We start from the raw sequence: 22,919 nt of genomic DNA, 5'->3' as shown, positions 1-22,919 counted from the left end.
ACGCGCCGAGTATGCAAAGCTTATTCCCCAATGACAATCACCCGCGTGCAAGTTCGCCAATCAGTTCCGGCAGGCCGGACGAGGCGGCATCCACGTTAGCCAATACGTCGGCCATGGTGATCTCCTGCGCGTCGCCGCAGCCGGCCGCCCAGTTGGCCACGATCGCCAGACACGCATATTCCAGGCCTTTTTCGCGCGCCAACCCCGCTTCGGGCATGCCGGTCATGCCGACCAGATCGCAACCGTCGCGACGCATCCGTGCGATCTCTGCAATCGTTTCCAGCCGTGGTCCTTGCGTCGCGCCATAGCAACCACCGGCCACCAGCGTGACGCCGGTCACCTTGGCGGCGGCAATCACCTTGCTACGAAACATGGGCGAATACGGGTGGCCGAAATCCACATGCTGCACCTCGCTGCCGGGCTCTTCGCAGAAGGTGGAAATGCGGCCCCAGGTGTAGTCGATCAGTTGGTCGGGGCACGCCAGCACGCGCGGCCCGAACTGGTCGGTGATGCCGCCCACCGTGTTGAGCGCAAGCACGCGCGAGGCGCCGATTTGCTGCAGCGCAGCGATGTTTGCGCGGTAGTTGACCTTGTGTGGCGGCAGCGAATGCCCTTCGCCGTGCCGGGCCAGGAACGCCACGCGATGGCCGAGCAACATGCCGATACGGATCGGCCCGGACGGTGCGCCATACGGGGTGTCGAGCTCATGCGTCTGCACGTCGTCGAGCTGCGCGAGCTTGTAGACACCGGTGCCGCCGATGACGGCCAGGGCGATGGAATTGGGGGACATGGGCGACCTCTGCTACGAACGGACGTGGATGCGCGCGGCGCGCGCCAGGTTGCCCGCGCAGTGGCGGGCCAGGACGAGCGACGCCGACGAGGCTGTCGGTGTCGCTATTGAACATGCAGGACTGCGATCTCCGCGTCCCCAGACGGCGCGCGGCGTTGAGCCGCGTCCGCGCTGCTTGGAGCCCAGAGCGCAGCCGACACGCCCGGCCACGCTGCGTGGATTACTGCTTCATTGCGTAGATGGCGGGAATGCCACGCAGCTGCTCGTTGACGTCCATGCCGAAACCGAACACGTAGCGGTCTGCCACTTCCACTCCCACGTAGTCGGCGGTGACGCCGGGCACGCAGCGGTCGTGCCGCTTCACGGTCAGCACCGCCACGCGCACGTCGGTGGCGCCCTGCTCCAGGCACCACTGGCGCACGCCCTGCAGGGTGTAGCCCTCATCGAGGATGTCGTCGACCAGGATCACCCGGCGGCCGAACAGTGCGGTGGCCGGGCGATGCTTCCACACCAGCTCGCCGCCAACGGTTTCGCCGCGGTAGCGGGTGGCGTGCAGGTAATCGAACTGCAGGTCCTGGCCGCGCGCGCCGAGTTCCAGCGCCAGCTGGCCGGAGAACGGCAGCGCGCCGTGCATGATGGTGAGGTACACCGGCACTTCACCGGCGTAGTCGCGCGCGATGGCGTCGGCAATGGTGGACACGGCGGCATCGATGGCCGGGCGGTCGACCAGCAGATCAGCTTGGGCCAGGGCCTGGGAAATGGTGAGCGTGGACATCAGGCAATTGTTCCGAAAGAGGCAGAAGGAGTGTTGAAGGAAGCGTCGGTGCCAGCCAGCAGGCCATCCCAGCCGAGCGCGCCACGACCGATCAGCCCGATCAGGGCTGCAGTGTTGAGGCTGCGGCCCTGCACGGCCTGCAGCGATTCGTCGACCAGTTCCGGGTGGCAGACCAGCACCACGTCGCAGCCGGCATCCAGATGCGCATGCACCCGGCCGGCCACGCCACCGGCGCTGAACGAGGCCGCCATGCCGATGTCGTCGGAAAACACCACGCCGCGGAAGCCCAGCTGCCCACGCAGGATCTGCTCGATCCAGCGCGGCGAGTAGCCTGCCGGTTCCGGCGCGACCTGCGGGTAGACCACGTGCGCCATCATCACCGCGTCGGCACCGGCCTCGATCCCGGCCACGAACGGCACCAGGTCTTCGGCCTGCAGCACCTCCAGCGGTCGCGGGTCGCTGGCGTGGTCGACGTGGGTGTCTTCCAGCACCGTGCCGTGGCCGGGGAAATGCTTGAGCGTGGCGGCCATGCCGGCGCCGTGCAGCGCCTGCACATAGGCACGGGTGAAGGTGGCCACGATGTGCGGGTCGTCGCTGAAGGCGCGATCACCGATGGCGCGGTTGCCGCGGCCCAGGTCCACCACCGGCGCGAAGCTCAGATCCACGCCGCTGGCACGCACCTCGCTGGCCATCAGCTGCGCGTGCGCACAGGCCGCGGCCAGCGCAGCCTCGGGGTCCTGCGCGTACTGCTCACCGAAGCGCTGCAACGGCGCCAGCGCGCTGAAGCCCTCGCGAAACCGCTGCACGCGTCCGCCCTCCTGGTCCACACAGATCAACACCGGGCGCGGCGCGGCGGCGCGGATGGACGCCGACAACGCGGCCACCTGCGTGCGCGAGGCGAAGTTGCGCGTGAACAGCACCACGCCGGCAACCGCATCGTGCTGCAGCCAGTCGCGTTCCTGTGCGCTGAGTTCGGTACCGGCAACGCCGATCAGAAGCATGTTGGGGGACTCCCGGGCCAGGCGCCACGAGGGCGCAGCGCGGCATTGTCGCAGATGCGCGTTGCAGCGTCAGATCGCGCATTCAGGCGGGCGTTGGATCGGCAGGCTGGCGAGGACGCGCGCTGAGCGCACGTGCAGAGCGCCCGGCGACCGCGCCCCGGCCCGCCGCCGCAACGGCTTCAGAGCACGTCCAGATGTGCCCGCCAATGCGCGGCCTGGGCCTGGATGCCCTCCAGCACCTCGGGTGCCATGCCATCGAGCTGCCGGTACGGCATCGCCAGCCGCTCGTTGCCGCCCAGCAGCGGGCGCTGCCGCGCAAGGAAATCCCAGTACAACGCGTTGTATGGGCAGGCCTTGGCACCGGTACGCGCCTTGCGCTGATACCTGCACCCGGCGCAGTAATCGCTCATGCGGTCGATGTAGGCCGCGCCACTGATGTAGGGCTTGCTGCCGAGCAGGCCGCCATCGGCAAACTGGCTCATGCCCACCGTATTGGGCAGCTCCACCCATTCGAACGCATCGATATACACGCCCAGATACCAGCGATGCAGCGCTTGCGGCTCCAGCCCCGCCAGCAGCGCAAAATTGCCGATCACCATCAGCCGCTGGATGTGGTGCGCGTGCGCATTGGCCAGCGAGTTGCCGACGGCATCGGCCAGGCAACGCATGCCGACCTGTCCATCCCAGAACCAGTGCGGCAGCGGCGCATGCTGATCCAGGCGATTGGTGTGGGCGTACTCGGGCATCTGCGACCAGTACACACCGCGCACGTATTCGCGCCAGCCCAGGATCTGGCGGATGAAGCCTTCCACCGACGCCAGGGGCGCCTGCCCGTGATGCCATGCCGCCTCGGCGCGCGCAATCACCTCGGCCGGGTGCAGCATCTTGACGTTGAGCGCGAACGACAGCAGCGAGTGGAACAGCCGCGGGCTGCGGGTACTCATCGCGTCTTCGTAGCGGCCGAAGTCCGGTAACGCCTGCGCGATAAAGGCATCCAGCTGCTGCAGCGCTTCGCTGCGATCCAGCGGCCAGGGCAATGCCTCGGCGCTGGGCGCTCCGAAACTGCGCACGCCGGCAGCGTCGATGCTGCGCCACAACGCGCGGTGGTCGTGCGCTATACGCCAGTCCTGCGGCGCGGGCGGATCGCCCGGCCACGGCGCGCGGTTGTCGTGATCGAAATTCCAGCGCCCGCCCTGCGGCTCTCCGGCCGCGTCGAGCAGGATGCGATGGCGGCGGCGCATGTAGCGATAAAACACTTCCATGCGCCACTGGCTGCCCGCACCAAAGCATGCAGCGACCTCCTCGCGCGTGGTCAAGAAATGCTCGCTGTCGACCATGCGCGTGGCAAACGCACGGCCTGCACTCCATTGCCGCAGCGCTTGATCCAGCCGCCACTCGTCCGGCGCCTGGTAGTCCAGCTGGCCGGCGCGGTAGTGGGCCATCAGCGCATCGAGATTGGCAGGGATGGACTGCCGATTACTGGGGTTGTCGATCGCGACATGGCGCACCCGATGCCCGGCTTGCCGCAGCCTGGCCGCAAACGCGCGCATCGCTGCGAAGATCGCCAGGACCTTCTGCGCGTGATGCAGCACGTAGTCGGTTTCCTCGCGCACTTCCATCAGCACGTAGACCACACCGGGGTCGCGGGTCGCGAACCAGCTGTGCTGCGGGTTGAGCTGGTCGCCCAGGATCAGCCGCAGCGTATGTGCAGGCGCCTGTGTGGTGCTGTCGGCAGAGGCCGGCGCGGCATCAGGCATCAGCACAGACCCTGCCGGTGCGCACGGCCCATGCATCGCCCGGCGCTGCGCTCAACCATGCGCCATGACACCGCGTGCTGTATCGCGCAGTACGCCAATCCCGCAAGCGACGCGCTGCCGCCGTGTCTCGTTGTTGCGCAGACGCAGCCCCGACTCACGCATCGGCACGGTCGGCGGCATGACCCGCACAGACCTGCTGCGCCAGCGCAGTTCCGCTTTGCCAGGCGCCTTCGACCTTGCCGCCGGCCAACCAGTCACCGCAGATGCCGATGCCACGTTGCGCGTCCCACACGCAGCCAAGCTGCAGTGGCGGCTCAGTACTTGCGACCGTCCATCCAAACGCATCGCAGGCGTGCGGCAGCGGCAGGCCAAGCGCCGCCAATTCCGGCAACAGGTGCGCGATGACCTCGGCAGGCGATGCATCGCGATGGGCCCGGCTCCACTCGGCAGTGGCGTGCAGCAGCCAGGTCTCCGGGCCGCCTCGCCCCGGTTTGCTGGAATCGCGCGCGGCCCAGCGCAATGGCCCGGTATTGACGAACAACGCGTCATAGCCGGGATCGATGCGTGCATCGAAGCGCAGCACCAGCGCCCACGCAGGCTGCATCCGCGCACTGCGGGCGATCTCGCACAGCGCGGGCGCAATCTTGGCGAGCAATATTGCCGCTTCGGGCGCCGGAAGCGCGAACAACAGCGTATCGACACCGTGCGGCGCAGCGCCGTCCTGCACATCCACCGCCCAGCCCTGCCCGCTGCGTTGCAGCGTGCGCAGCTTCGCGTGCATGCGCACATCCAGGCCCGCCGCAAGCGCACGCGCCGGGGCGGCCATGTCCGGCACGCCGACAAAACGCGCCAGCGCGCTCTGCGACAGGCGCCGCTCTGCGACATCCCAGCTTGCGATGCGCACCGGCCAGCGCGCGGCAACACCGGCGCCAATCCAGGCGTCGACCACCGACGCAAACGCCGGATCGCGTGCGGTGAAATACTGTGCCCCGGTATCGCATTGCCAGCGGTTGCCGGCGTGGCCACGCATGCGCCCGCCGGGTGCATCGCCCTGCTCGTACACCGTGACCGCATGGCCGGCAGCATGCAGGGCGTCGGCGCAGGCAAGGCCCGCCAGGCCCGCGCCGATCACTGCAATCGTGAGCGGACGGTGCGGACCGGCTGTCTGGTCAGTAGCTGGCAGAGGCATCGCGCAACCGGTCGATCAGACCGGGCAGCCATCCGGCCCGCAGGCATCCGGGCCGCCGACCGGTACCGACTCGGCGGCCAACTGCAACAGGGCCTGCGCAAAGCTCTCGGCGGGCTGCGCGCCCTGGATCAGGCTGCGCCCGTCGATCACGAAACTGGGCACCGCGCGAATGCCCAGCGCACCGGCCTGCGCCAGCTGCGCCTGGACCTCGACGGTGCCTTCGTCGGAGTCGAGCATCGCCTGCACGCGCGCGGCGGCGAGACCGCCGGCCTCACCGGCACGCAGCAGGGTCTCGGTCGCCGCCACATTGCAGCCTTCGGCAAAGTGCGCATGAAACAGCGCTTCCATTACCGCACCGACATCGCCTTCGTGCGTGGCCAACCACAACAGCCGATGCGCACGCAGCGTACTCACCTGCACCTGGCCGCGCCCGAAGTCGAACGGCAGGCCCTCCGCACGCGCGGTCGCCTGGGTCTGCGCCAGCATCTGCACGACACGCGCGACCCCGCCGAACTTGCGCGCCAGCGCGTCGCGCAACGGTACCGGCTCGGCGCCAGCGTCCGGATCCAGCTCGAAGGCGTGGTAGTGGATGTCCAGCACCGGCGCCCTTGCGCCCAGCGCTGCGACGGCCTGTTCAAACCGGCGCTTGCCGATCCAGCACCAGGGGCAGACTACGTCGGACCAGATGTCGATGCGCATGAGCGGGGATTGGGGATTGGGCATTTGGGATTCGCAGAGCATAAGCCCAATCGCTGCAGCGGAAATTAGAAACGAGTGAGGGAATGCCCGGAAAGCATCGATCAACCCCGCGCCGCACTCTGTCCTTGCGAATGCCGACTCCCGACTCCCGAATCCCCGCTCCTGAATCACCCGGCCCAGCGCGAAAACGGATGCGATGCCAGCGCCAGATTGTAGTACCGCGTGTCGTCGGTCACTTCCGCACCGATCCACTCGGGCCTGGCAAAGGCTTCGTCGGCGCTGGCGAGCTCGATCTCGGCCACCACCAGCCCGGCGTTGTCGCCGAGAAATTCGTCTACTTCCCACACATGGCCCTGGTACTCGACCAGATGCCGGCGCTTGTCGATCAGCCCGCCCACGCACAGGTCGAGCAGCGCGCGCGCATCGGCGAGGGGAATCGGGTACTCGAACTCCTGACGGGTATGCCCCACCTCACGCGACTTCAGATTCAAGAACGCGCCCTCGCCCTGCACACGCACACGCACCGATGCATTCTGCGCCCCGCTGCGCAACGCCGCCTGGTCATTGATGTAGCCCTGCGCCATCGGGATCACCGCATGCGCGGCAGCACGCCACCCAGCGCCGGAGACGAGAAACTTGCGTTCGATTTCTAGAGGCATGGGATTCGGGATTTGGAATTGGGGATTTGCTACCGCAACGCACTGCATGCCTGTGGGGCTCTTGCCAAGACCCCGCAGTACCAGGGGCAATGCTTCGATCTGACGCTTGGGTAAGCGATTAGCGAAAGGACACATCACGACTCGCCGTTGCGAATCCCCAATGCCCAATCCCCAATCACCGCTTCTCGAACACCGCAATGCTCTCCACATGGGCGGTATGCGGGAACATGTCCATCGCACCGGCCGACACCAGCGTAAAGCCTTGCTCGTTGACCAGATAACCGGCGTCGCGCGCCAGCGAGCCCGGGTGGCAGCTGACATAGACGATGCGTTCGAACTTCTTCAGCGGCAATTGCTGCAGCACTTCCAGCGCACCGGAGCGCGGCGGGTCCAGCAGCAGCTTGTCGAAGCCCTGGCGCATCCAGGACGCACTGCGCTGGTCCTGGGTCAGGTCTGCCGCATGGAACTGCGCATTGTGCAAGCCATTGCGCTGGGCATTGTCCTTGGCGCGTGCGACCAGCCCGGCATCGCCTTCCACCCCGACCACCTCGCGCACGGTGCGCGCCAGCGGCAGGGTGAAGTTGCCCAACCCACAAAACAGATCGAGCACACGGTCATCGGGCCTGGCATCGAGCAGTGCAAGCGCGTGCGCGATCATCTTCTGGTTGAGCGAGGCGTTGACCTGGATGAAATCCAGCGGACGGAAGGCCAGTTCCACATCCCACTGCGGCAGGCGAAACGACAGCGGCACCTCTTGCGGCCACAGCGGATGCACGCTGTCCACGCCGCCGGGCTGCAGGAAGATCGCAAAGCCGTGCTCCTGCGCAAACGCCACCCAGGCCTGTTGGTCGCGCTCGCTGAGCGGCTGCATGTGGCGAATGGTCAGGGCCACCGCATCGTCGCCGGCGATGAATTCGATCTGCGGAATATCGCGCTTGCCATCCATGCCCTCGACCAGCGCGGCCAGCAGCGGGATCTTGTCGCCGATCTGCGGGATCACCGTGTAACAGACCGACAGGTCGGCCACGAAACGTGGGTCGAGCTCGCGGAAGCCGACCAGGGTCTTGTCTTTCTTCTCGACCCGGCGCACCGAGAAACGGCCCTTGCGGCGATAGCCCCAGTTGTCGCCGGTGAGCGCAGGCAGCACGGTCTGCGGGCTGACGTGGCCGATGCGTTCAAGATTGTCCATCAGCACCCGCTGCTTGGCCACGATCTGCTGCGATTCCTCGAGATGCTGCAACACGCAGCCGGCACAGACACCGAAATGCGGGCAGCGCGGGGTCACACGCTGCGGGGAGGCTTCCAGCACCTCCACCGTCTTGGCCTCGTCGAAATGGCGGCTACGCGCGGTGGGTTCGGCACGCACCAGCTCACCGGGCAGGGCGCCGCTGATGAAGGTGACCTTGCCGCCCTCGCCGTCACGGCGCGCAACGCCGCGCCCGTCATGGCTCAGGTCGGTGATGGCAGTCTGGAAGGGAGTACGGTCGAAACGGTTTCGGGTTCTGGCCACGTGGCGACGAGCTGCGGGCAAAAAGGGTGCGTATTGTCGCAGATGCGATCGACGGAGGCCGCGCCGCCTGGCGCGGCAATTGTGGCGCCCCGCAAACACAGGCAAACTGCATGCGCGCGCGGCAGCACAGAACGCGGCATCGCTGACAAGGAGGCAGCATGAATATGGCGACACGTCAGGAACCCCATCCACGACTCTTGTTGGTGGAAGACGACCCGATCAGCCGTGGCTTCCTGCAGGCCGCGCTGGAGGGCCTTCCGGCCCAGGTGGATTGCGCCGATTCATTGTCCTCGGCGCTGGATCGCGCGCGCGGCCATCGCCACGACCTATGGCTGATCGACGTCAATCTTCCCGATGGCACCGGAAGCGGGCTGCTGCGGGCGCTGCGCCTGCTGCATCCTGACGTCCCCGCGCTGGCGCACACCGCCGACGGCAACATGGCGATGCAGCGCGGCCTGCAGTCCGATGGATTTCTGGAAATGCTGGTCAAGCCGTTGAGCACCGAGCGCCTGTTGCAGGCGGTGCGCCGCGGCCTGGCGCGCGGCCGCTACAGCGTGGCGCCGGTCGGCGTGGTGGACATCGCGGCCAGCGACTGGGACGAGGCCGCGGCACTGAGCGCCCTCAACGGTCAGCAGCATCATCTCAACGCCTTGCGCGAATTGTTCCTGGCGGAGCTGCCGGGCACGCGGGATGCGGTGACCTCGGCATTGAGCGTCAGCGATGAGCAGGCACTGCGCAATCACTTGCATCGGCTGCAGGCCAGTTGCGGTTTCGTCGGGGCCGCCCGGCTTGCCGGCGCGGTGCGGCTGCTGCGCGGCGACCCGCAATCGCGGGCCGCACAGACCCAGTTCCACGCGGCGGTGGCGGCGTTACTGCACTGAGTTGCGCCCTGCGTTTGTGGCGAGCGCCCCGGGGCGCGAGCCCGGAGTGCGACGTTGGCCTGGTCGACATCGGAGATGCAGCGCGGCGCGATGGCAGGGCCCCGCCGGGCCAGGTCGTGCATCGATGCCCGCCCTGCCCCGATCAGCGGCGTCGCGCCAGATCCTCGAGCATTTCCCAGGATTTGAGCCCGCGTCCGTTCAGATGATGCAGCAGCACGCTGCGCATGCTGCGCCGCAGGCCGGGCATATCCTCGGACGCCGGCAGGGTGTCTTCGCCCAGCGCCAGCAAGGCCGCACCGGTCACGGTCTCGCGCCGATCCTGTGCCAGGCGCTCGCTCAGCACCCGCATGGCGCCTTCCTGGGGATCGAGCCGATAGCGCGCCGCCGGGTCGATCGGTTGCCCCTCGCTGTCGTGCTGCAGATCGAAGCCGAACCCCAGCCCGTCCAGCACATCACGCTCGAACCGGCGCAGTCCCCAGGCCAGCGGCAGCTTGGTCGCCAGATGCGCGCGCGCCTGCGCATAGCACGCGTAGAGCTCGGGGACCGCATCGTTGCGCGGCGCAAGCCGCAGCAGCAGCTCGCTGATATAGAAGCCGGCCAACATGGCCTCGCCGACCAAACGGGGCGCGGTGTCCAGCGCCTCGGCCTGGCGCAGCTGCGCAAGTTCGCCGCGCTGCACGGCGGTGAACTGGATCAGTTGCAGCGGCTGCAGCGCCGCGCGCAGCGCCTGCTTGCGCGGCCCCTGCACGCCCCGCGCCAGCAATCCGACCCGCCCGTGCTGCTCGGTCAGCACTTCCACCAGCAGGCTGGTCTCGCGCCAGGCACGCACATGCAGGACGAAGCCGTGTTCGTGTTCGATCAGCATCGGAGGGAAGGCCGGGACTGAGGACCCGGGACCGGGGACCCGGGAAAAGCACCGGATCGGCCGTCGACCTGCAACGCGGCGCGGCGATCGGGGGCCGAGCCAATGCCGTCAGCGCAGCATGCGAATCTGAAAAATTCGAAAAAACGTCTTCCCGGCAGTACGCCGACCAGCTGCCTGACCCAGCCTTTCCCGAGTCCCCGGTCCCGGGTCCCGGGTCCCGGCCTTCCCGGCCTCATTCGTAGCCGAACGCCTTCAGCGCCGCCTCGTCATCCGACCAGCCTTCGCGCACGCGCACCCAGGTTTCCAGGAACACCTTGGCACCGAACAGCCGCTCCATCTGCAGACGCGCCTTGCCGCCGATTTCCTTCAGGCGGGTACCGCCCTTGCCGATCACGATCGCCTTCTGGCCTTCGCGCTCGACCCAGATCACCGCACCGATGCGCAGCAGCGCGCCATCTTCGGCAAAGCGCTCGATTTCCACGGTGGTGGCGTACGGCAATTCTTCGCCCAACTGACGCATCAGCTGCTCGCGCACCAGTTCACCGGCCAGGAAGCGCTGGCTGCGGTCGGTGATTTCGTCTTCGCCGAACATCGCCTCGGCCTCGGGCACCAGCTTGAGCAGGTCGCTCACCAGCGCGTCCAGGCCCTTGCGCTTGAGCGCAGAGACCGGGTGCACGGCGGCAAACGTGCGGCCCTCGCTGACCTGCGCCAGGAACGGGAACAGCGCGGTCTTGTCCTTGAGCCGGTCGACCTTGTTGACCACCAGCACCACCGGCACGCCGGCGTCGCTGAGCACGCGGAACGCCAGGGTGTCTTCCTCGTCCCACCGCCCGGCCTCGATCACCAGCACAGCGGCATCCACGCCTTCGAGCGAACCGCGTGCGGCACGGTTCATCACCCGGTTCATCGCGCGCTTCTGCTCGCGGTGCAATCCGGGCGTGTCGACCAGCACCAGCTGCCCTTCCGGGAAGGTGGCAATCCCGAGCAGGCGGTGCCGCGTGGTCTGCGGGCGATTGGAAACGATGCTGACCTTGGCGCCCACTAGGGCATTGGTCAGGGTGGATTTGCCGACATTGGGCCGGCCGATCACGGCAACGCTGCCGCTACGGTGGGAAGAGGGTTCGCTCACGTGTTTGAATCCAGTTGTGCGATGACGGTAGCCGCCGCCTGTTGTTCGGCAAGACGGCGCGACGTGCCCTGGCCTTCGGCACGGGCAATCGGCTGCTCCAGGATGCAGGCGACATGGAACTGCTTGGCGTGCTCGTCGCCGGTTTCGCTGATCAGCGCGTAATTAGGCAGCGGCAGCTGGCGCGCCTGCAGCCATTCCTGCAACCGGGTCTTGGGGTCTTTTTCTGCCTTGCCCACCGGCAATGCCGCCAGCGACGCTTCGAACCAGGGCAGCACCACCGCGCGGCAACGCTCGAACCCACAGTCCAGATAGATCGCCGCCACGACCGCTTCGACCGCGTCGGCCAGGATCGAATCGCGGCGATGGCCGCCGGACTTCAATTCGCCTGGTCCAAGCGTCAGCCGCTCGCCCAGATTCAGGGTGCGCCCGATCACGGCCAGGGCGCCTTCGCGCACCAATTCGGCGCGCGCGCGCGTCAATGCACCTTCGTCGGCCTTGGGCCAGCGCTGATACAGCGCCTCGGCGATCAGCAGGTTGACGATGCCGTCACCGAGAAATTCCAGGCGCTCGTTATGCGGCGTCCCGGCACTGCGATGGCGCAGCGCCTGGGTGAGCAGACCCTGATCGGCGAAGGTGTGCCCGATCGGATCGCCGCGCTGGAAGGTTCTATTCGCCACCACGTCCGGTCATGTCCTGCGAGGTATCGAACTTGCCGACAATGTCCAAATTGCCGATCAGCTCGCGACGCACTTCGTAATTGACCTTCATGCGCCAGCCGCCATCCACACGCTCGAACTTGACGTCTTCCTTTTTGACGTTTTCCGAGTAGTTGATGTACAGGCGACGAAAGAACAGATCCTGCAGCTTGGACGGGTCCATGTTGGCACTGCCCGGCTCCTTGGCCAGACCCTTCATCGCCGTGCGTACCGAGTAATACTCCTGGTACATCGGAAACAACTTCATCCCGATGTACAGGCCGAACCCGACCACCGCCAGCACCACCACGAACGACGTCAACGTCATACCGCTTTGCTTGCGCTTCATTGTGCTTCCCCCGGCACGCCGTGCGTGCATTTACTGGATTCCAGTCCCGATCCGCGATGGATCGAAACTCCCCTTGCAGAACCATCCTTCGCAATTGAGCCAGATCAAAAACGCCTTGCCGCGCAGATTGGCTTCCGGCAGGAAATGCGTCTGGGTCCAGAACCGGCTGTCTTCGCTGTTGTCGCGATTGTCCCCCATCACGAAATAGCTGTCTGCCGGCACCGTCCAGTCGCCCTGGCCGGCCGGCATGTTGCGGTCCACCCACTCCAGCACGGTATGCGTGCGGCCCGGCAGGTCCTCCACCAGCAGCGTGGTGCCGGTCATCTCGGCGCCCTTGCCCTTGCCGATGTACTCGCCCTTGACCGTATAGCGCATCGGCTTGTCGTTGATGTACAGCGTATCGCCGTGGAAGCCGATCTTGTCGCCCGGCAGGCCGACCACGCGCTTGATCCAGTTCTGGTCCGGCGCATGCGGCGGCTTGAACACCACCACGTCGCCACGCTTGGGCTCGCCGGTCGGGATGAACTTGGTATTGGTGATCGGCAGACGGAAGCCGTAGGCAAACTTGTTGACCAGGATGAAATCGCCGATCAGCAGGTTGGGCATCATCGAGCTAGACGGAATCTTGTACGGCTCGGCCACGAAGCTGCGCAGGATCAACACCACCGCCAACACCGGGAAGAAGGCGCGCGAGTAATCGATGATCGCCGGCTCGCTGTCCAGCAGCCCGGCGCGTGCCGCGCGGCGCTTGGCCAGGAACAGCTTGTCCAGCAGCCAGATGAAGCCGGAGCCCAGCGTCAGCACAACCAGGATGATTTCAAACCATTTCATTGATGTTCCTTCGGAACGGGATTCGGGATTGGAGATTGGAGATTCGCAACAGCAGGAAGGCAGACGAGCCGTTACCAATCCCGAATGACGAATCCCGAATCCCTGCTACTTATCCATCTGCAAGACAGCCAGGAAGGCCTCCTGCGGAATCTCCACGCGGCCGACCTGCTTCATGCGCTTCTTGCCTTCTTTCTGCTTTTCCAGCAGCTTTTTCTTGCGCGAAACGTCGCCACCATAGCACTTGGCCAACACGTTCTTGCGCATCGCCTTGACGGTGGAGCGCGAGATGATCTGCGAGCCGACGGCGGCCTGAATGGCGACGTCGAACATCTGCCGCGGAATCAGATCCTTCATCTTTTCGCACAGCTCGCGGCCGCGCCGGTCGGCATGGCTGCGGTGCACGATCAGTGACAACGCATCGACCTTGTCGCCGTTGATCAGCACGTCCACGCGCACGAAGGGGCCGGCATCAAAACGCACGAAGTGGTAATCCAGCGACGCGTAGCCACGGCTGACCGACTTGAGCTTGTCGAAGAAATCCAGCACCACCTCGGCCATCGGCAGCTCGTAGCTGATCTGCACCTGGCTGCCCAGGTAATTGATGCCGATCTGGGTGCCGCGTTTTTCTTCGCACAGCTTGATGATGTTGCCGATGTACTCCTCGGGAGTGAGCACGTTGGCGCGGATGATCGGCTCGCGGATTTCCTCCACCAGGTTCAACTGCGGCAGCTTGGCCGGGTTGTCCATGTTGATGACCGAGCCATCGGTCTTGAGCACTTCATACACCACGGTTGGCGCGGTGCTGATCAGGTCCAGGTTGTACTCGCGCTCCAGGCGTTCCTGCACGATTTCCATGTGCAGCATGCCCAGGAAGCCGCAGCGGAAGCCGAAGCCCATCGCCTCGGAGCTTTCCGGCTCGAAGCGCAGCGCCGCATCGTTCAGGCGCAGCTTGTCCAGCGCTTCGCGCAGGTCCGGATAGTCCTCGGCGTCGACCGGGAACAGGCCGGCGAACACGCGCGGCTGCATTTCCTGAAAACCGGGCAGCGCATGCGGCGCCGGGTCGGCCGCCAGGGTCAGGGTGTCGCCGACCGGCGCGCCATGCACGTCCTTGATCGAGGCATTGATCCAGCCCACTTCACCGGCGCCCAGTGCGGCCAGTTCCTTGCGCTTGGGCGTGAACACGCCGACCTTGTCGACCAGATGGGTGCGGCCGGTGGACATCACCAGGATCTTGCTGCCCGGCTTGATCTCGCCCTGCATCACGCGCACCAGCGAGACCACGCCCAGGTAGTTGTCGAACCAGGAATCGATGATCAGCGCCTGCAGCTTGTCGGTATCGCGGGGGGTGGGCGGCGGGATGCGATGCACGATCGCTTCCAGCACCAGATCGATGTTCAGGCCGGTCTTGGCGCTGACCGCCACTGCGTCTTCGGCGTCGATGCCGATCACCGCTTCGATCTCGGCCTTGGCGCGGTCGACATCGGCGGTGGGCAGGTCGATCTTGTTGAGCACCGGCACCACTTCCAGCCCCTGCTCCACCGCGGTGTAGCAGTTGGCCACCGATTGCGCTTCCACGCCCTGCGCGGCATCCACCACCAGCAGCGCGCCTTCGCACGCGGCCAGCGAGCGGCTGACTTCATAGGAGAAGTCCACATGCCCGGGGGTGTCGATGAAGTTCAGGTGGTAGGTCTGCCCGTCCTTTGCCGTGTACGGCAAGGACACCGACTGCGCCTTGATGGTGATGCCGCGTTCGCGCTCGATCGGGTTGGAGTCGAGCACCTGGGCCTCCATCTCGCGGGCCTGCAGGCCGCCGCACAGCTGGATGATCCGGTCGGCCAGGGTGGATTTCCCGTGGTCGACGTGGGCAATGATGGAGAAGTTGCGGATATTCCGCATTGAATCAGAGGACATTGAGGTGGGCGCCGGCGCAGCCGTCGTCAGGGTAACGCAGCATTATCGCATGCTCGGCCCCTTTGGGGCCGGGGATTGGGGAATCGGGATTCGGGAATCGCAAAAGCAGGCGGGCCGCGTAGAGCGGACCCGCTGCTGCCAATCCCAAATCACCAATCCCGGCCTCCCTCAGCCGCCGGCCTTCAAGGCCACGTAGCTCGTCGCCTTGCCGTCGGTGACCAGCAGCATGACCACGTCGCCCTTCTTGTAACTGGACAGGGCGCGATTGAGCTCGGCGACGCTGCCGACCTTGGTGCGGCCGACGCGCGCGATGACCAGACCCGGCGACAGTGGCGGCTGGGTGCTGCGCGCTGCGGCACCGGTGACGGCGGCAATCCGCACGCCCTCGCCGGCGTCCAGACCCAGGCGGCTGCGTTCGGCGGCAGTGAGATCGGCCACCTGCAGGCCCAGCAAGGCCACGCTGGCCGGGGCCTCCGGCTTGGCGTCCTCGGCGGCGGAACGCGGTGCGGCGCTGTCGCTGCCATCCTGCAACGGGGCCAGGGTGACAGTGACCTGGCGCGGCTTGCCGTCGCGCAGCACATCGAGTGCCACCTTGGTGCCCGGCGCCATCAGGCCGATCATCGGCGGCAGGTCGCTGGCCACCTCGATCGGCTTGCCATTGACCGAGCGGATCACATCGCCCACCTCGATCCCGGCCTTCGCGGCCGGACTCCCTGCCGGAATGTCGTTGACCAGCGCGCCGCGCGTATCCGGCAACCCAAGGCCCTGCGCCTTGAGCGAATCGATCGGGCCGACCGCCACGCCCAGCATGCCGCGGCTCACGCGGCCGGTGGCCTTGATCTGCTCGGCGGCGCTGAAGGCTAGGTCGATCGGGATCGCAAAGCTGATTCCCATGTAGCCACCCGAGGCCGAGAAGATCTGCGAATTGATGCCGACCACCTCGCCGCGCGTATTGAGCAGCGGGCCCCCGGAGTTGCCCTGGTTGATCGCCACGTCGGTCTGGATGAAGGGCACATAGCGCTGATCGGCATACGGGTTGCTGCGCCCGGTGGCGCTGACGATGCCGGCGGTGACCGAGTGGTCCAGGCCGAACGGCGAGCCGATCGCCACCACCCACTGACCCGGCTTGAGCGTGTTGGAATCGCCCAGGCGCACCGTCGGCAGGCCCTTGGCCTCGATCTTGAGCAGCGCCACGTCGAACTGCTCGTCGCTGCCGACCACCTTGGCCTTGAACTCGCGGCGGTCGGTCAGCTTGACGGTGACCTCGCTGGCGCCATCGACCACGTGGTGATTGGTCAGCACATAGCCGTCGGCAGAAATGATGAAGCCCGAGCCCATCGACTTGCCGGCGATACCGCCATCGTCATCGCCACCACCCTGCCCCGGCCCCTGGCGCGGGCCACCGGGCATCTGGAAATCCGGGCCGAAGAACCGCTTGAAGAACTCCGGCATCTCATCGTCGGGCATCGCGCCGCCGCCGCGACCGCCCGGGCCGCTGCGCTGCTGCCGTGCCATTGCGTCCTTGCGGGTGATGGTGGTTTCGATATTGACCACACCCGGGCCGACCTGTTCGACCAAGTTGGTGAAATCCGGCAGGCCGGCGACCAGTTGCGGCGCCGGCGTAGTGCTGCGGTTGGCGGCGATCGGCGCACTGGCCTTGGCGGCCGGCGCGGGCGCCGTCTGCTGGGCACAGGCGGCCAGCGGCAAGGTCATGGCGATCAGGCCGAACATCTGGGTGCGGATGCGGTGGTTCATCGAGTTGCCTCCGATGGCAGGGCGACAGGGGCCGGAACCCGCGTGATGACGCGGGCCCGGCAAGATAACGGAAGGACGCGAGCCGACAGGATGAAGAGCGGCCGCCGGATCAGTCTTGCGGGAGCGATGCCGGCAGGGGCCGGTCCGGCGCCGGGTGACCCGTCGCCTGCGGCGCAGGTTCGAACGGGTAGAACGCCGGGCCCTGGCGGCTCTGGCTGAAACTGGCGTTGAGGGGGCTGTCGCCGGCGCCGGACAGCGCCGCGCGCGGCCACGGACGGGCCTGCAGCGTGGTGTCCGGATGCGTAAACGGATTGGATGACGCCGCCGGGGCCGCGACTGCCGGCACCGCCGGGGCCGCTGCCACCATGCGGGTCGGCGCCTGCTGCTGACGCGCAGCCGCACTACGGGCGACCTGCTGATTGCGGGTGGCAGCGCCGCGCCGGGTCGACGCCAACGCCGCCGCCGGCACCGCCGCAACCAGCGCGCCGCCGTCGCCCGGGCCCGCCGGGTCCGGGGTTGCCGGCGCCTTTGGCAAGGCGGGCGGCGTGGCGGCGGCGGGCAGCTGCGCGGTGGTGGCGTACACCGGCACACGGGACGCCGGCGGCGCCGTCTCCGGCAGGCGCTCGCGCGCCATGAACAGGGCGATGGCCGCAACCGATGCCGCAATCGCCGCACCACCACCCCAGCGCCAGCGCGCCGCCGGGCGGGCAGCCTGCTGCGGCCGGGGAGCGGGTTCTTCGGCAATGGCTGTGCGCACACGCGCCGCGAAATCCAGCGGTGCCGGCGCACTGGCCGCACCGCGCAGCACGTCGCCGCACAGCTGCCAGCGCTCGTGGCAGCCGGCCAGCTCTTCGTCGTGGGCCAGACGGCGCAACAGAAAGCGCGACTCGTCTGCGCTCAATTCTCCGTCGACCAGCGCAGACAGCTGCTGGCGATAGTGAAGTTCGAACTTGTCGGTGGTGGACATGGCGGGGTTATGGCTCATACACGGTGTCGCTCACGGGTAGCGCTTTCGGTCTCCAGCAGAGGCCGCAGCTCGATGTCGATGGCCTCGCGCGCCCGGAAGATGCGCGAGCGCACCGTTCCGATCGGGCAATCCATCTTTCGCGCGATTTCCTCGTAACTCAGCCCTTCCACCTCGCGCAGGGTGATGGCCGACCGCAGTTCTTCCGGTAACGCTTGGACCGCACGCATCACCGTTTGTTCCAGCTCCTGTCGCATCAATTCGCGCTCCGGGGTGTCGGTGTCGCGCAACCGGGTCGCCCCGTCGAACTGCTCGGCATCGCTGATCTCGATGTCGTCGGTAGGCGGCCGACGGTTGTGCGCCACCAGATGGTTCTTGGCGGTGTTGACGGCAATGCGGTGCAGCCAGGTATAGAACTGGGAGTCGCCGCGGAAACTGTTGATCGCGCGGTACGCGCGAACAAAGGTGTCCTGGGCCACGTCCTGGCATTCGCTCCAGTCGGCGATGTAGCGCCCGATCAACGCGACGATCCGATGCTGGTATTTGCGCACCAGCACATCGAATGCCGCGCTTTCGCCGCGCTGCACACGCCGGACCAGTTCCAGGTCCAGCTCCTGAGGTGTATCGACTTCGGCCATGTCGGGCCGCACTCCTGTCAGCCCACCGAAGTCGGGCAATGAGACCGCCATTGAAAGGAAAAGTTCATACCGCTCCGTACGACCGTCACGCATCAGGGTAGCGGCACCGATGCGCCGCTGGCGATGCCCGGAACCAGGCGCATGCCGTCCGGTCGACAGGGATGGGTATTTGACGTGAAGGAAACAACCTCTGGATGATAACGGCCTTTCCTTCTATTGCCGGACGGCCAGACGCATGCTTCCAGGTTTCGACGGGCTCCGATTCAGCCATTGGCAGGCCGACCTGCGCGAGGACGGCGTGGTCGTGCTCAGCCTTGATCGCCAGGGCGCACCGGTCAACGCATTTTCGCAGGAGGTGCTGCTCGAACTAGGCGCACTGGTCGAGCGGCTGGCGCTGGAGCCGCCCAAGGGCGTGGTGTTGCGCTCGGGCAAGGCCAATGGCTTCATCGCCGGCGCCGACCTGAAGGAATTCCAGGAATTCGATCGCAAGGGCACGGTCAACGATGCGATCCATCGCGGCCAGCAGGTCTTCCAGAAACTGGCCGAGCTGCCCTGCCCCACGGTGGCGGCGATCCATGGCTTCTGCATGGGCGGCGGTACCGAGATCGCGTTGGCGTGTCGCTACCGCGTGGCCTCCGATGACGCCAGCACGCGTATCGGCCTGCCGGAGACCAAGCTCGGCATCTTTCCCGGCTGGGGCGGCAGCGCCCGCTTGCCACGCCTGATCGGCGCGCCGGCAGCGATGGACCTGATGCTGACCGGGCGCACCGTCTCGGCCAAGGCCGCGCGTGCGATGGGCCTGGTGGACAAGGTCGCGGCGCCTGCCGTGCTGGTCGATGTGGCCGCTGCACTGGCACTCGCCGGCACCACGCGGCCACTCAAACAGCGCGCCACCGCGTGGGCCACCAACACCTTGCTCGCCCGCAAGCTGCTGGCGCCGCAGATGCGCAAGCAGGTCGCGCGCAAGGCGCGCAAGGAGCATTACCCGGCGCCATACGCCTTGATCAACGTGTGGGAACGGGCCGGTGGCAGCGGTATCCAGGCGCGCCTCGCGGCCGAACGCAAGGCAGTGGTCAAGCTCGCCAGCACCCCGGCCGCGCGCAACCTGATCCGCATCTTCTTCCTCACCGAACGCTTGAAGGCACTCGGTGGCAAAGAGGCGGGCGCCGCCGCGCTGCCGCCGATTCGCCATGTGCATGTGATCGGCGCCGGCGTGATGGGCGGCGATATCGCCGCGTGGGCGGCTTACAAGGGCTTCGAGGTCACGCTGCAGGACCGCGAGCAGCGCTTCATCGATACGGCCCTGGGCCGTGGCGGCGAACTGTTCGCCAAGCGCGTCAAGGACGAAGGCAAGCGGCCGGCGGTGGCGGCGCGCCTGCGTGGCGACCTGTCCGGCACAGGCGTGGCGCAAGCCGATCTGGTGATCGAGGCGATCATCGAGAACCCGCAGGCCAAGCGCGAGCTGTATCAATCGATCGAACCGCAGCTCAAGCCCGATGCATTGCTGACGACCAATACTTCTTCGATTCCGCTCACCGAGTTGCGTGGTCATATCCAGCGCCCGGCGCAGTTCGCCGGCCTGCACTACTTCAATCCGGTGGCCATGATGCCGTTGGTGGAAATCGTGCAGCACGACGGTCTGGACCCGGCCAACGTGGCGCGCCTGGCGGCGTTCTGCAAGGCGCTGGACAAGTTTCCGGTACCGGTGGCCGGCACGCCGGGGTTCCTGGTCAACCGGGTGCTGTTCCCCTACCTGCTCGAAGCGGCCACCGCCTATGCCGAAGGCATTCCCGGCCCGGTGCTGGACAGGACCGCGGTCAAGTTCGGCATGCCGATGGGGCCGATCGAACTGATCGACACCGTGGGTCTGGATGTGGCCGCCGGCGTCGGTGCGGAGCTGGCGCCGTTCCTGCGCCTGCCGATCCCGGCCGCACTGGCGACCGTAGAGCCAGGCAAGCGCGGCAAGAAGGACGGCCAGGGCCTGTACAAGTGGGAAAACGGGCGCGCGGTCAAACCCGAGGTGGCCAGCGGCTATGTGGTGCCGGCTGACCTGGAAGACCGGCTAATCCTGCCGCTGCTCAACGAAGCGGTGGCGTGCCTGCACGACGGCGTGGTGGCCGACGCGGACCTGCTCGATGCCGGCGTCATCTTCGGCACCGGCTTCGCCCCCTTCCGTGGCGGCCCGATCCAGCACATCCGCAGTGTCGGCGCCGACGCCCTGCTGGAACGCCTGCAGGCACTGCATGCACGCTACGGCGAACGCTTCGCACCGCGCCCGGGCTGGGACTCGCCGGTGTTGCGGGAGGCGGTGGCGTGAGGCGGGGCTGATCTGATCGACAGGGTCTGATACACAAAAAAGCCGCCCATGGCGGCTTTTTTGTGTTTGCGCTCCTCATCGGCGGAGATGCCGCTGCGAAACCTGCATGCAGCAATGCGAGTTCGATGCAGATGTCCGGAAACGCTTCAAGCGTTACGGCAGGGTCCACGCACCACCCCTTCGGGTATTGCAATGCCTCAGTGGTGGTGATGACCACCATGCCCATGCGAGTGCCCATGCTGGTGTCCGGCATGCCGGGCATGCTCGTGCTGCAGGGCGCTGGCCGGGGAGCCGCATGGGTCGGTGCCGCAGTCGCCGCTTTCCACCTGCAAGGTGACGTGGGCGATGTCGAAGCGGTCGTGCAGCAGCGTGCCGAGTGCGTCGCGCAGGCGGTCGCGGTCGGTCGATTCGCCCACCACTACGTGCGCGGTGAGTGCCGGGGTGCTGGAGGCCAGCGCCCAGACGTGCAGGTCGTGCACGTCGTCGACGCCGGGGTAGCTGGTCAGGGCATCGCGGACCTGGGCTAGGTCGATGCCCTTGGGCACGCCTTCGAGCAGGACGTTGATCGCTTCGCGCAGCAGCACCCAGGTGCGTGGTAGCACCCACAGGCCGATCAGTACGGCCAGCACCGGGTCGATCCAGTGCCAGCCGGTCCAGCGGATGAGCAGCGCGCCGATGATCACCGCCACCGAGCCGAGCATGTCGCTCCAGACTTCCAGATAGGCGCCCTTGACGTTGAGGCTTTCGCCGCTGCCGGCGTGCAGCAACTTCATCGCGATCAGGTTGATCACCAGACCCAGCCCGGCGATCAGCAGCATACCGTTGGAGGAAATGTCCTGTGGCGCGCGGAAGCGTTGCGCCGCCTCCCACAGGATGTAGCCGCCCACGCCAAACAGCAGCGCGCCGTTGACCAGGGCACCCAAGGCCTCGAGTCGCACATAGCCATAGGTGCGGCGCGCATCTGCCGGGCGGCGGCTCAGGCGCACCGCCAGCAACGCGATCATCAAACCGAGCGTGTCGGTGGCCACGTGCGCGGCATCCGACAGCAAGGCCAGGCTGTTGGACACGAACGCGCCAATGACTTCGGCCACCAGGAACGTGGCTGTCAGGCCGAGCGCCCACCACAACGGCGCTTCGTGACGGATCTCGGTGGGGGCGTGGTTGTGGTCGTGTCCCATGGGTGCGCTAGCCGTATGCAATGCGCGCACCTTAGGCGCGCGCGCCGGCGGAGACTATTACACCTGCAGGTGATGCGATGACATCACCTGCCGATATGCAGCCGCCACGCATCACGCGTTGCGAGGTTGCACCGGTCTACACCTTGGCCACCAGTTTGACCACGCTGGAGAAATCCAGCGCGCCGTTGCCGGCCTGGCTGTTCATGGCATACAGGTTGCGCGCCAGCTCACCCAGCGGAATCGACACGCCGGCCTGCACTGCAGATTCGGCCACCAGGCCCAGGTCCTTGAGCATGAGGTCGTTGCCGAAGCCGCCGGTATAGCCGCGCGAGGCCGGTGCGTTGGGCAGCACGCCCGGCCACGGATTGCAGACTTCGGTGGCCCAGCTGCGGCCGGTACTGACCGCCATCATCTGCGACAGTACTGCCGGGTCCAGGCCCTGTGCGGCGCCGAGCGCCAGCGCCTCGCCGGTCGCCGCCATGATCACGCCCAAGGCCATGTTGTTGCAGAGCTTGGCCACCTGGCCGGCGCCGTTGTCGCCCACGTGGAAGATGTTCTTGCCCATGGCCTGCAACACCGGACGCGCGCGTTCTAGGACGTCGGCATCGCCACCAACGATGAAGGTCAGCGTTCCGGCGCTGGCGCCGGCGGTGCCACCGGAGACCGGCGCATCCAGCATCGCCAGCCCGCGCACGCTCGCAGCGTCGGCCAGTTTGCGTGCGGACACCGGTGCGATGGTGCTGCAGTCGATGACCAACGCTCCGGCCGGAATCTGCGCCAGGAGGCCGCCCTCGCCCAGATACAGCCCTTCGACATGCCGGCTGGCGGGCAGCATGGAGATGACGATCTCGGCCTCTGTCAGGGTGTCGAGCGCCGAGGCGGCGACATGGGCCCCGGCGGCGGATGCGGCGTCCAGTGCGCCTTGCACCAGATCAAATACCCGCAACTGGTGCCCGGCCTTGATCAGGTTGGCGGCCATCGGGCCGCCCATATTGCCCAGGCCGATAAAGGCGATCTTGCTCATTG

Annotated in this window: 21 protein-coding genes; 2 read left to right on the top strand and 19 right to left on the bottom strand. The window is 66.9% G+C overall.

Features of this window, described 5'->3' with window-relative positions; genetic code table 11:
• Positions 1 to 37 precede the first annotated feature (37 nt).
• The 8 genes from ABQZ09_RS01725 to rlmD form a co-directional block, all read right to left on the bottom strand.
• Complete coding sequence (locus tag ABQZ09_RS01725) at positions 38 to 790, bottom strand: S-methyl-5'-thioinosine phosphorylase (RefSeq protein WP_184552354.1); 753 nt, start codon at positions 788 to 790, stop codon at positions 38 to 40.
• A 220-nt stretch (positions 791 to 1,010) separates the two neighbouring features.
• Positions 1,011 to 1,565, bottom strand: coding sequence for a hypoxanthine-guanine phosphoribosyltransferase (locus ABQZ09_RS01720; protein ID WP_039406636.1), 555 nt, complete (start codon positions 1,563 to 1,565; stop codon positions 1,011 to 1,013).
• Entirely contained in the window at positions 1,565 to 2,566 is a 1,002-nt protein-coding gene (nagZ, locus tag ABQZ09_RS01715; RefSeq protein ID WP_039564414.1) for a beta-N-acetylhexosaminidase, read from the bottom strand. Before nagZ ends, ABQZ09_RS01720 begins: the two co-directional genes overlap by 1 nt.
• 179 nt (positions 2,567 to 2,745) lie before the next feature.
• Entirely contained in the window at positions 2,746 to 4,323 is a 1,578-nt protein-coding gene (locus ABQZ09_RS01710; protein WP_184552356.1) for a cryptochrome/photolyase family protein, read from the bottom strand.
• Between the two features lie 154 nt (positions 4,324 to 4,477).
• Positions 4,478 to 5,512: an NAD(P)/FAD-dependent oxidoreductase gene (locus tag ABQZ09_RS01705; protein ID WP_184552358.1), complete on the bottom strand. Its 1,035-nt coding sequence runs from the start codon at positions 5,510 to 5,512 to the stop codon at positions 4,478 to 4,480.
• 15 nt (positions 5,513 to 5,527) lie between these two features.
• The gene (locus ABQZ09_RS01700; RefSeq protein ID WP_184552360.1) at positions 5,528 to 6,211 is read right to left on the bottom strand and encodes a DsbA family oxidoreductase; all 684 of its coding nucleotides are present in this window, start codon (positions 6,209 to 6,211) and stop codon (positions 5,528 to 5,530) included.
• 167 nt (positions 6,212 to 6,378) lie between these two features.
• On the bottom strand, positions 6,379 to 6,870 hold the full coding sequence (locus tag ABQZ09_RS01695; RefSeq protein ID WP_184552362.1) for a CYTH domain-containing protein: 492 nt from the start codon (positions 6,868 to 6,870) through the stop codon (positions 6,379 to 6,381).
• 175 nt (positions 6,871 to 7,045) lie between these two features.
• On the bottom strand, positions 7,046 to 8,380 hold the full coding sequence (gene rlmD, locus ABQZ09_RS01690; RefSeq protein ID WP_184552364.1) for a 23S rRNA (uracil(1939)-C(5))-methyltransferase RlmD: 1,335 nt from the start codon (positions 8,378 to 8,380) through the stop codon (positions 7,046 to 7,048).
• A gap of 158 nt (positions 8,381 to 8,538) precedes the next feature.
• Between rlmD and ABQZ09_RS01685 the strand changes: the two genes are divergently transcribed.
• Positions 8,539 to 9,261 carry a response regulator gene (locus tag ABQZ09_RS01685; RefSeq protein ID WP_184552366.1) on the top strand — a complete coding sequence of 241 codons (723 nt, stop codon included), beginning with the start codon at positions 8,539 to 8,541 and terminating at the stop codon, positions 9,259 to 9,261.
• A 142-nt stretch (positions 9,262 to 9,403) separates the two neighbouring features.
• Here the strand turns inward: ABQZ09_RS01685 and recO are convergent, their stop codons facing one another.
• The 9 genes from recO to rpoE all read right to left on the bottom strand — a co-directional run bounded on the left by recO (position 9,404) and on the right by rpoE (position 18,398).
• Positions 9,404 to 10,126, bottom strand: a complete 723-nt coding sequence (gene recO, locus ABQZ09_RS01680; RefSeq protein WP_184552368.1) for a DNA repair protein RecO — start codon at positions 10,124 to 10,126, stop codon at positions 9,404 to 9,406.
• A 232-nt stretch (positions 10,127 to 10,358) separates the two neighbouring features.
• Complete coding sequence (gene era / locus ABQZ09_RS01675) at positions 10,359 to 11,255, bottom strand: GTPase Era (RefSeq protein ID WP_039406660.1); 897 nt, start codon at positions 11,253 to 11,255, stop codon at positions 10,359 to 10,361.
• Positions 11,252 to 11,932, bottom strand: a complete 681-nt coding sequence (rnc, locus tag ABQZ09_RS01670; RefSeq protein WP_349776104.1) for a ribonuclease III — start codon at positions 11,930 to 11,932, stop codon at positions 11,252 to 11,254. Before rnc ends, era begins: the two co-directional genes overlap by 4 nt.
• Positions 11,922 to 12,329 carry a DUF4845 domain-containing protein gene (locus tag ABQZ09_RS01665; RefSeq protein WP_081419377.1) on the bottom strand — a complete coding sequence of 136 codons (408 nt, stop codon included), beginning with the start codon at positions 12,327 to 12,329 and terminating at the stop codon, positions 11,922 to 11,924. Before ABQZ09_RS01665 ends, rnc begins: the two co-directional genes overlap by 11 nt.
• Complete coding sequence (gene lepB, locus ABQZ09_RS01660) at positions 12,330 to 13,130, bottom strand: signal peptidase I (protein WP_039406666.1); 801 nt, start codon at positions 13,128 to 13,130, stop codon at positions 12,330 to 12,332.
• A gap of 105 nt (positions 13,131 to 13,235) precedes the next feature.
• Positions 13,236 to 15,026, bottom strand: a complete 1,791-nt coding sequence (gene lepA, locus ABQZ09_RS01655; RefSeq protein ID WP_184554039.1) for a translation elongation factor 4 — start codon at positions 15,024 to 15,026, stop codon at positions 13,236 to 13,238.
• A 183-nt stretch (positions 15,027 to 15,209) separates the two neighbouring features.
• Positions 15,210 to 16,796 carry a DegQ family serine endoprotease gene (locus ABQZ09_RS01650; protein WP_104581041.1) on the bottom strand — a complete coding sequence of 529 codons (1,587 nt, stop codon included), beginning with the start codon at positions 16,794 to 16,796 and terminating at the stop codon, positions 15,210 to 15,212.
• Between the two features lie 109 nt (positions 16,797 to 16,905).
• On the bottom strand, positions 16,906 to 17,781 hold the full coding sequence (locus ABQZ09_RS01645) for a sigma-E factor negative regulatory protein (protein WP_349775953.1): 876 nt from the start codon (positions 17,779 to 17,781) through the stop codon (positions 16,906 to 16,908).
• A complete protein-coding gene (rpoE, locus tag ABQZ09_RS01640; RefSeq protein ID WP_039406677.1) occupies positions 17,778 to 18,398 on the bottom strand; it encodes an RNA polymerase sigma factor RpoE in 621 nt (206 codons plus the stop codon). The genes ABQZ09_RS01645 and rpoE overlap by 4 nt, the downstream gene beginning before the upstream one ends.
• Before the next feature lie 235 nt (positions 18,399 to 18,633).
• On the opposite strand from rpoE, the gene ABQZ09_RS01635 reads away from it, so the two are divergent.
• On the top strand, positions 18,634 to 20,715 hold the full coding sequence (locus ABQZ09_RS01635) for a 3-hydroxyacyl-CoA dehydrogenase NAD-binding domain-containing protein (RefSeq protein ID WP_349775952.1): 2,082 nt from the start codon (positions 18,634 to 18,636) through the stop codon (positions 20,713 to 20,715).
• Positions 20,716 to 20,912: 197 nt separating this feature from the next.
• On the opposite strand, the gene ABQZ09_RS01630 is transcribed toward ABQZ09_RS01635, so the two are convergent.
• Both ABQZ09_RS01630 and mmsB read right to left on the bottom strand, forming a co-directional pair.
• Positions 20,913 to 21,893, bottom strand: a complete 981-nt coding sequence (locus ABQZ09_RS01630; protein ID WP_349775951.1) for a cation diffusion facilitator family transporter — start codon at positions 21,891 to 21,893, stop codon at positions 20,913 to 20,915.
• Between the two features lie 136 nt (positions 21,894 to 22,029).
• Entirely contained in the window at positions 22,030 to 22,917 is an 888-nt protein-coding gene (gene mmsB / locus ABQZ09_RS01625; protein WP_349775950.1) for a 3-hydroxyisobutyrate dehydrogenase, read from the bottom strand.
• Positions 22,918 to 22,919 lie beyond the last annotated feature (2 nt).

It is taken from the genome of Xanthomonas sp. WHRI 6106, from assembly GCF_040202405.1.
Classification (GTDB): Bacteria; Pseudomonadota; Gammaproteobacteria; order Xanthomonadales; family Xanthomonadaceae; genus Xanthomonas; species Xanthomonas cannabis.
Note: the sequence above shows the minus strand (reverse complement) of the source record. Positions and strands in the feature narration are given on the sequence as shown.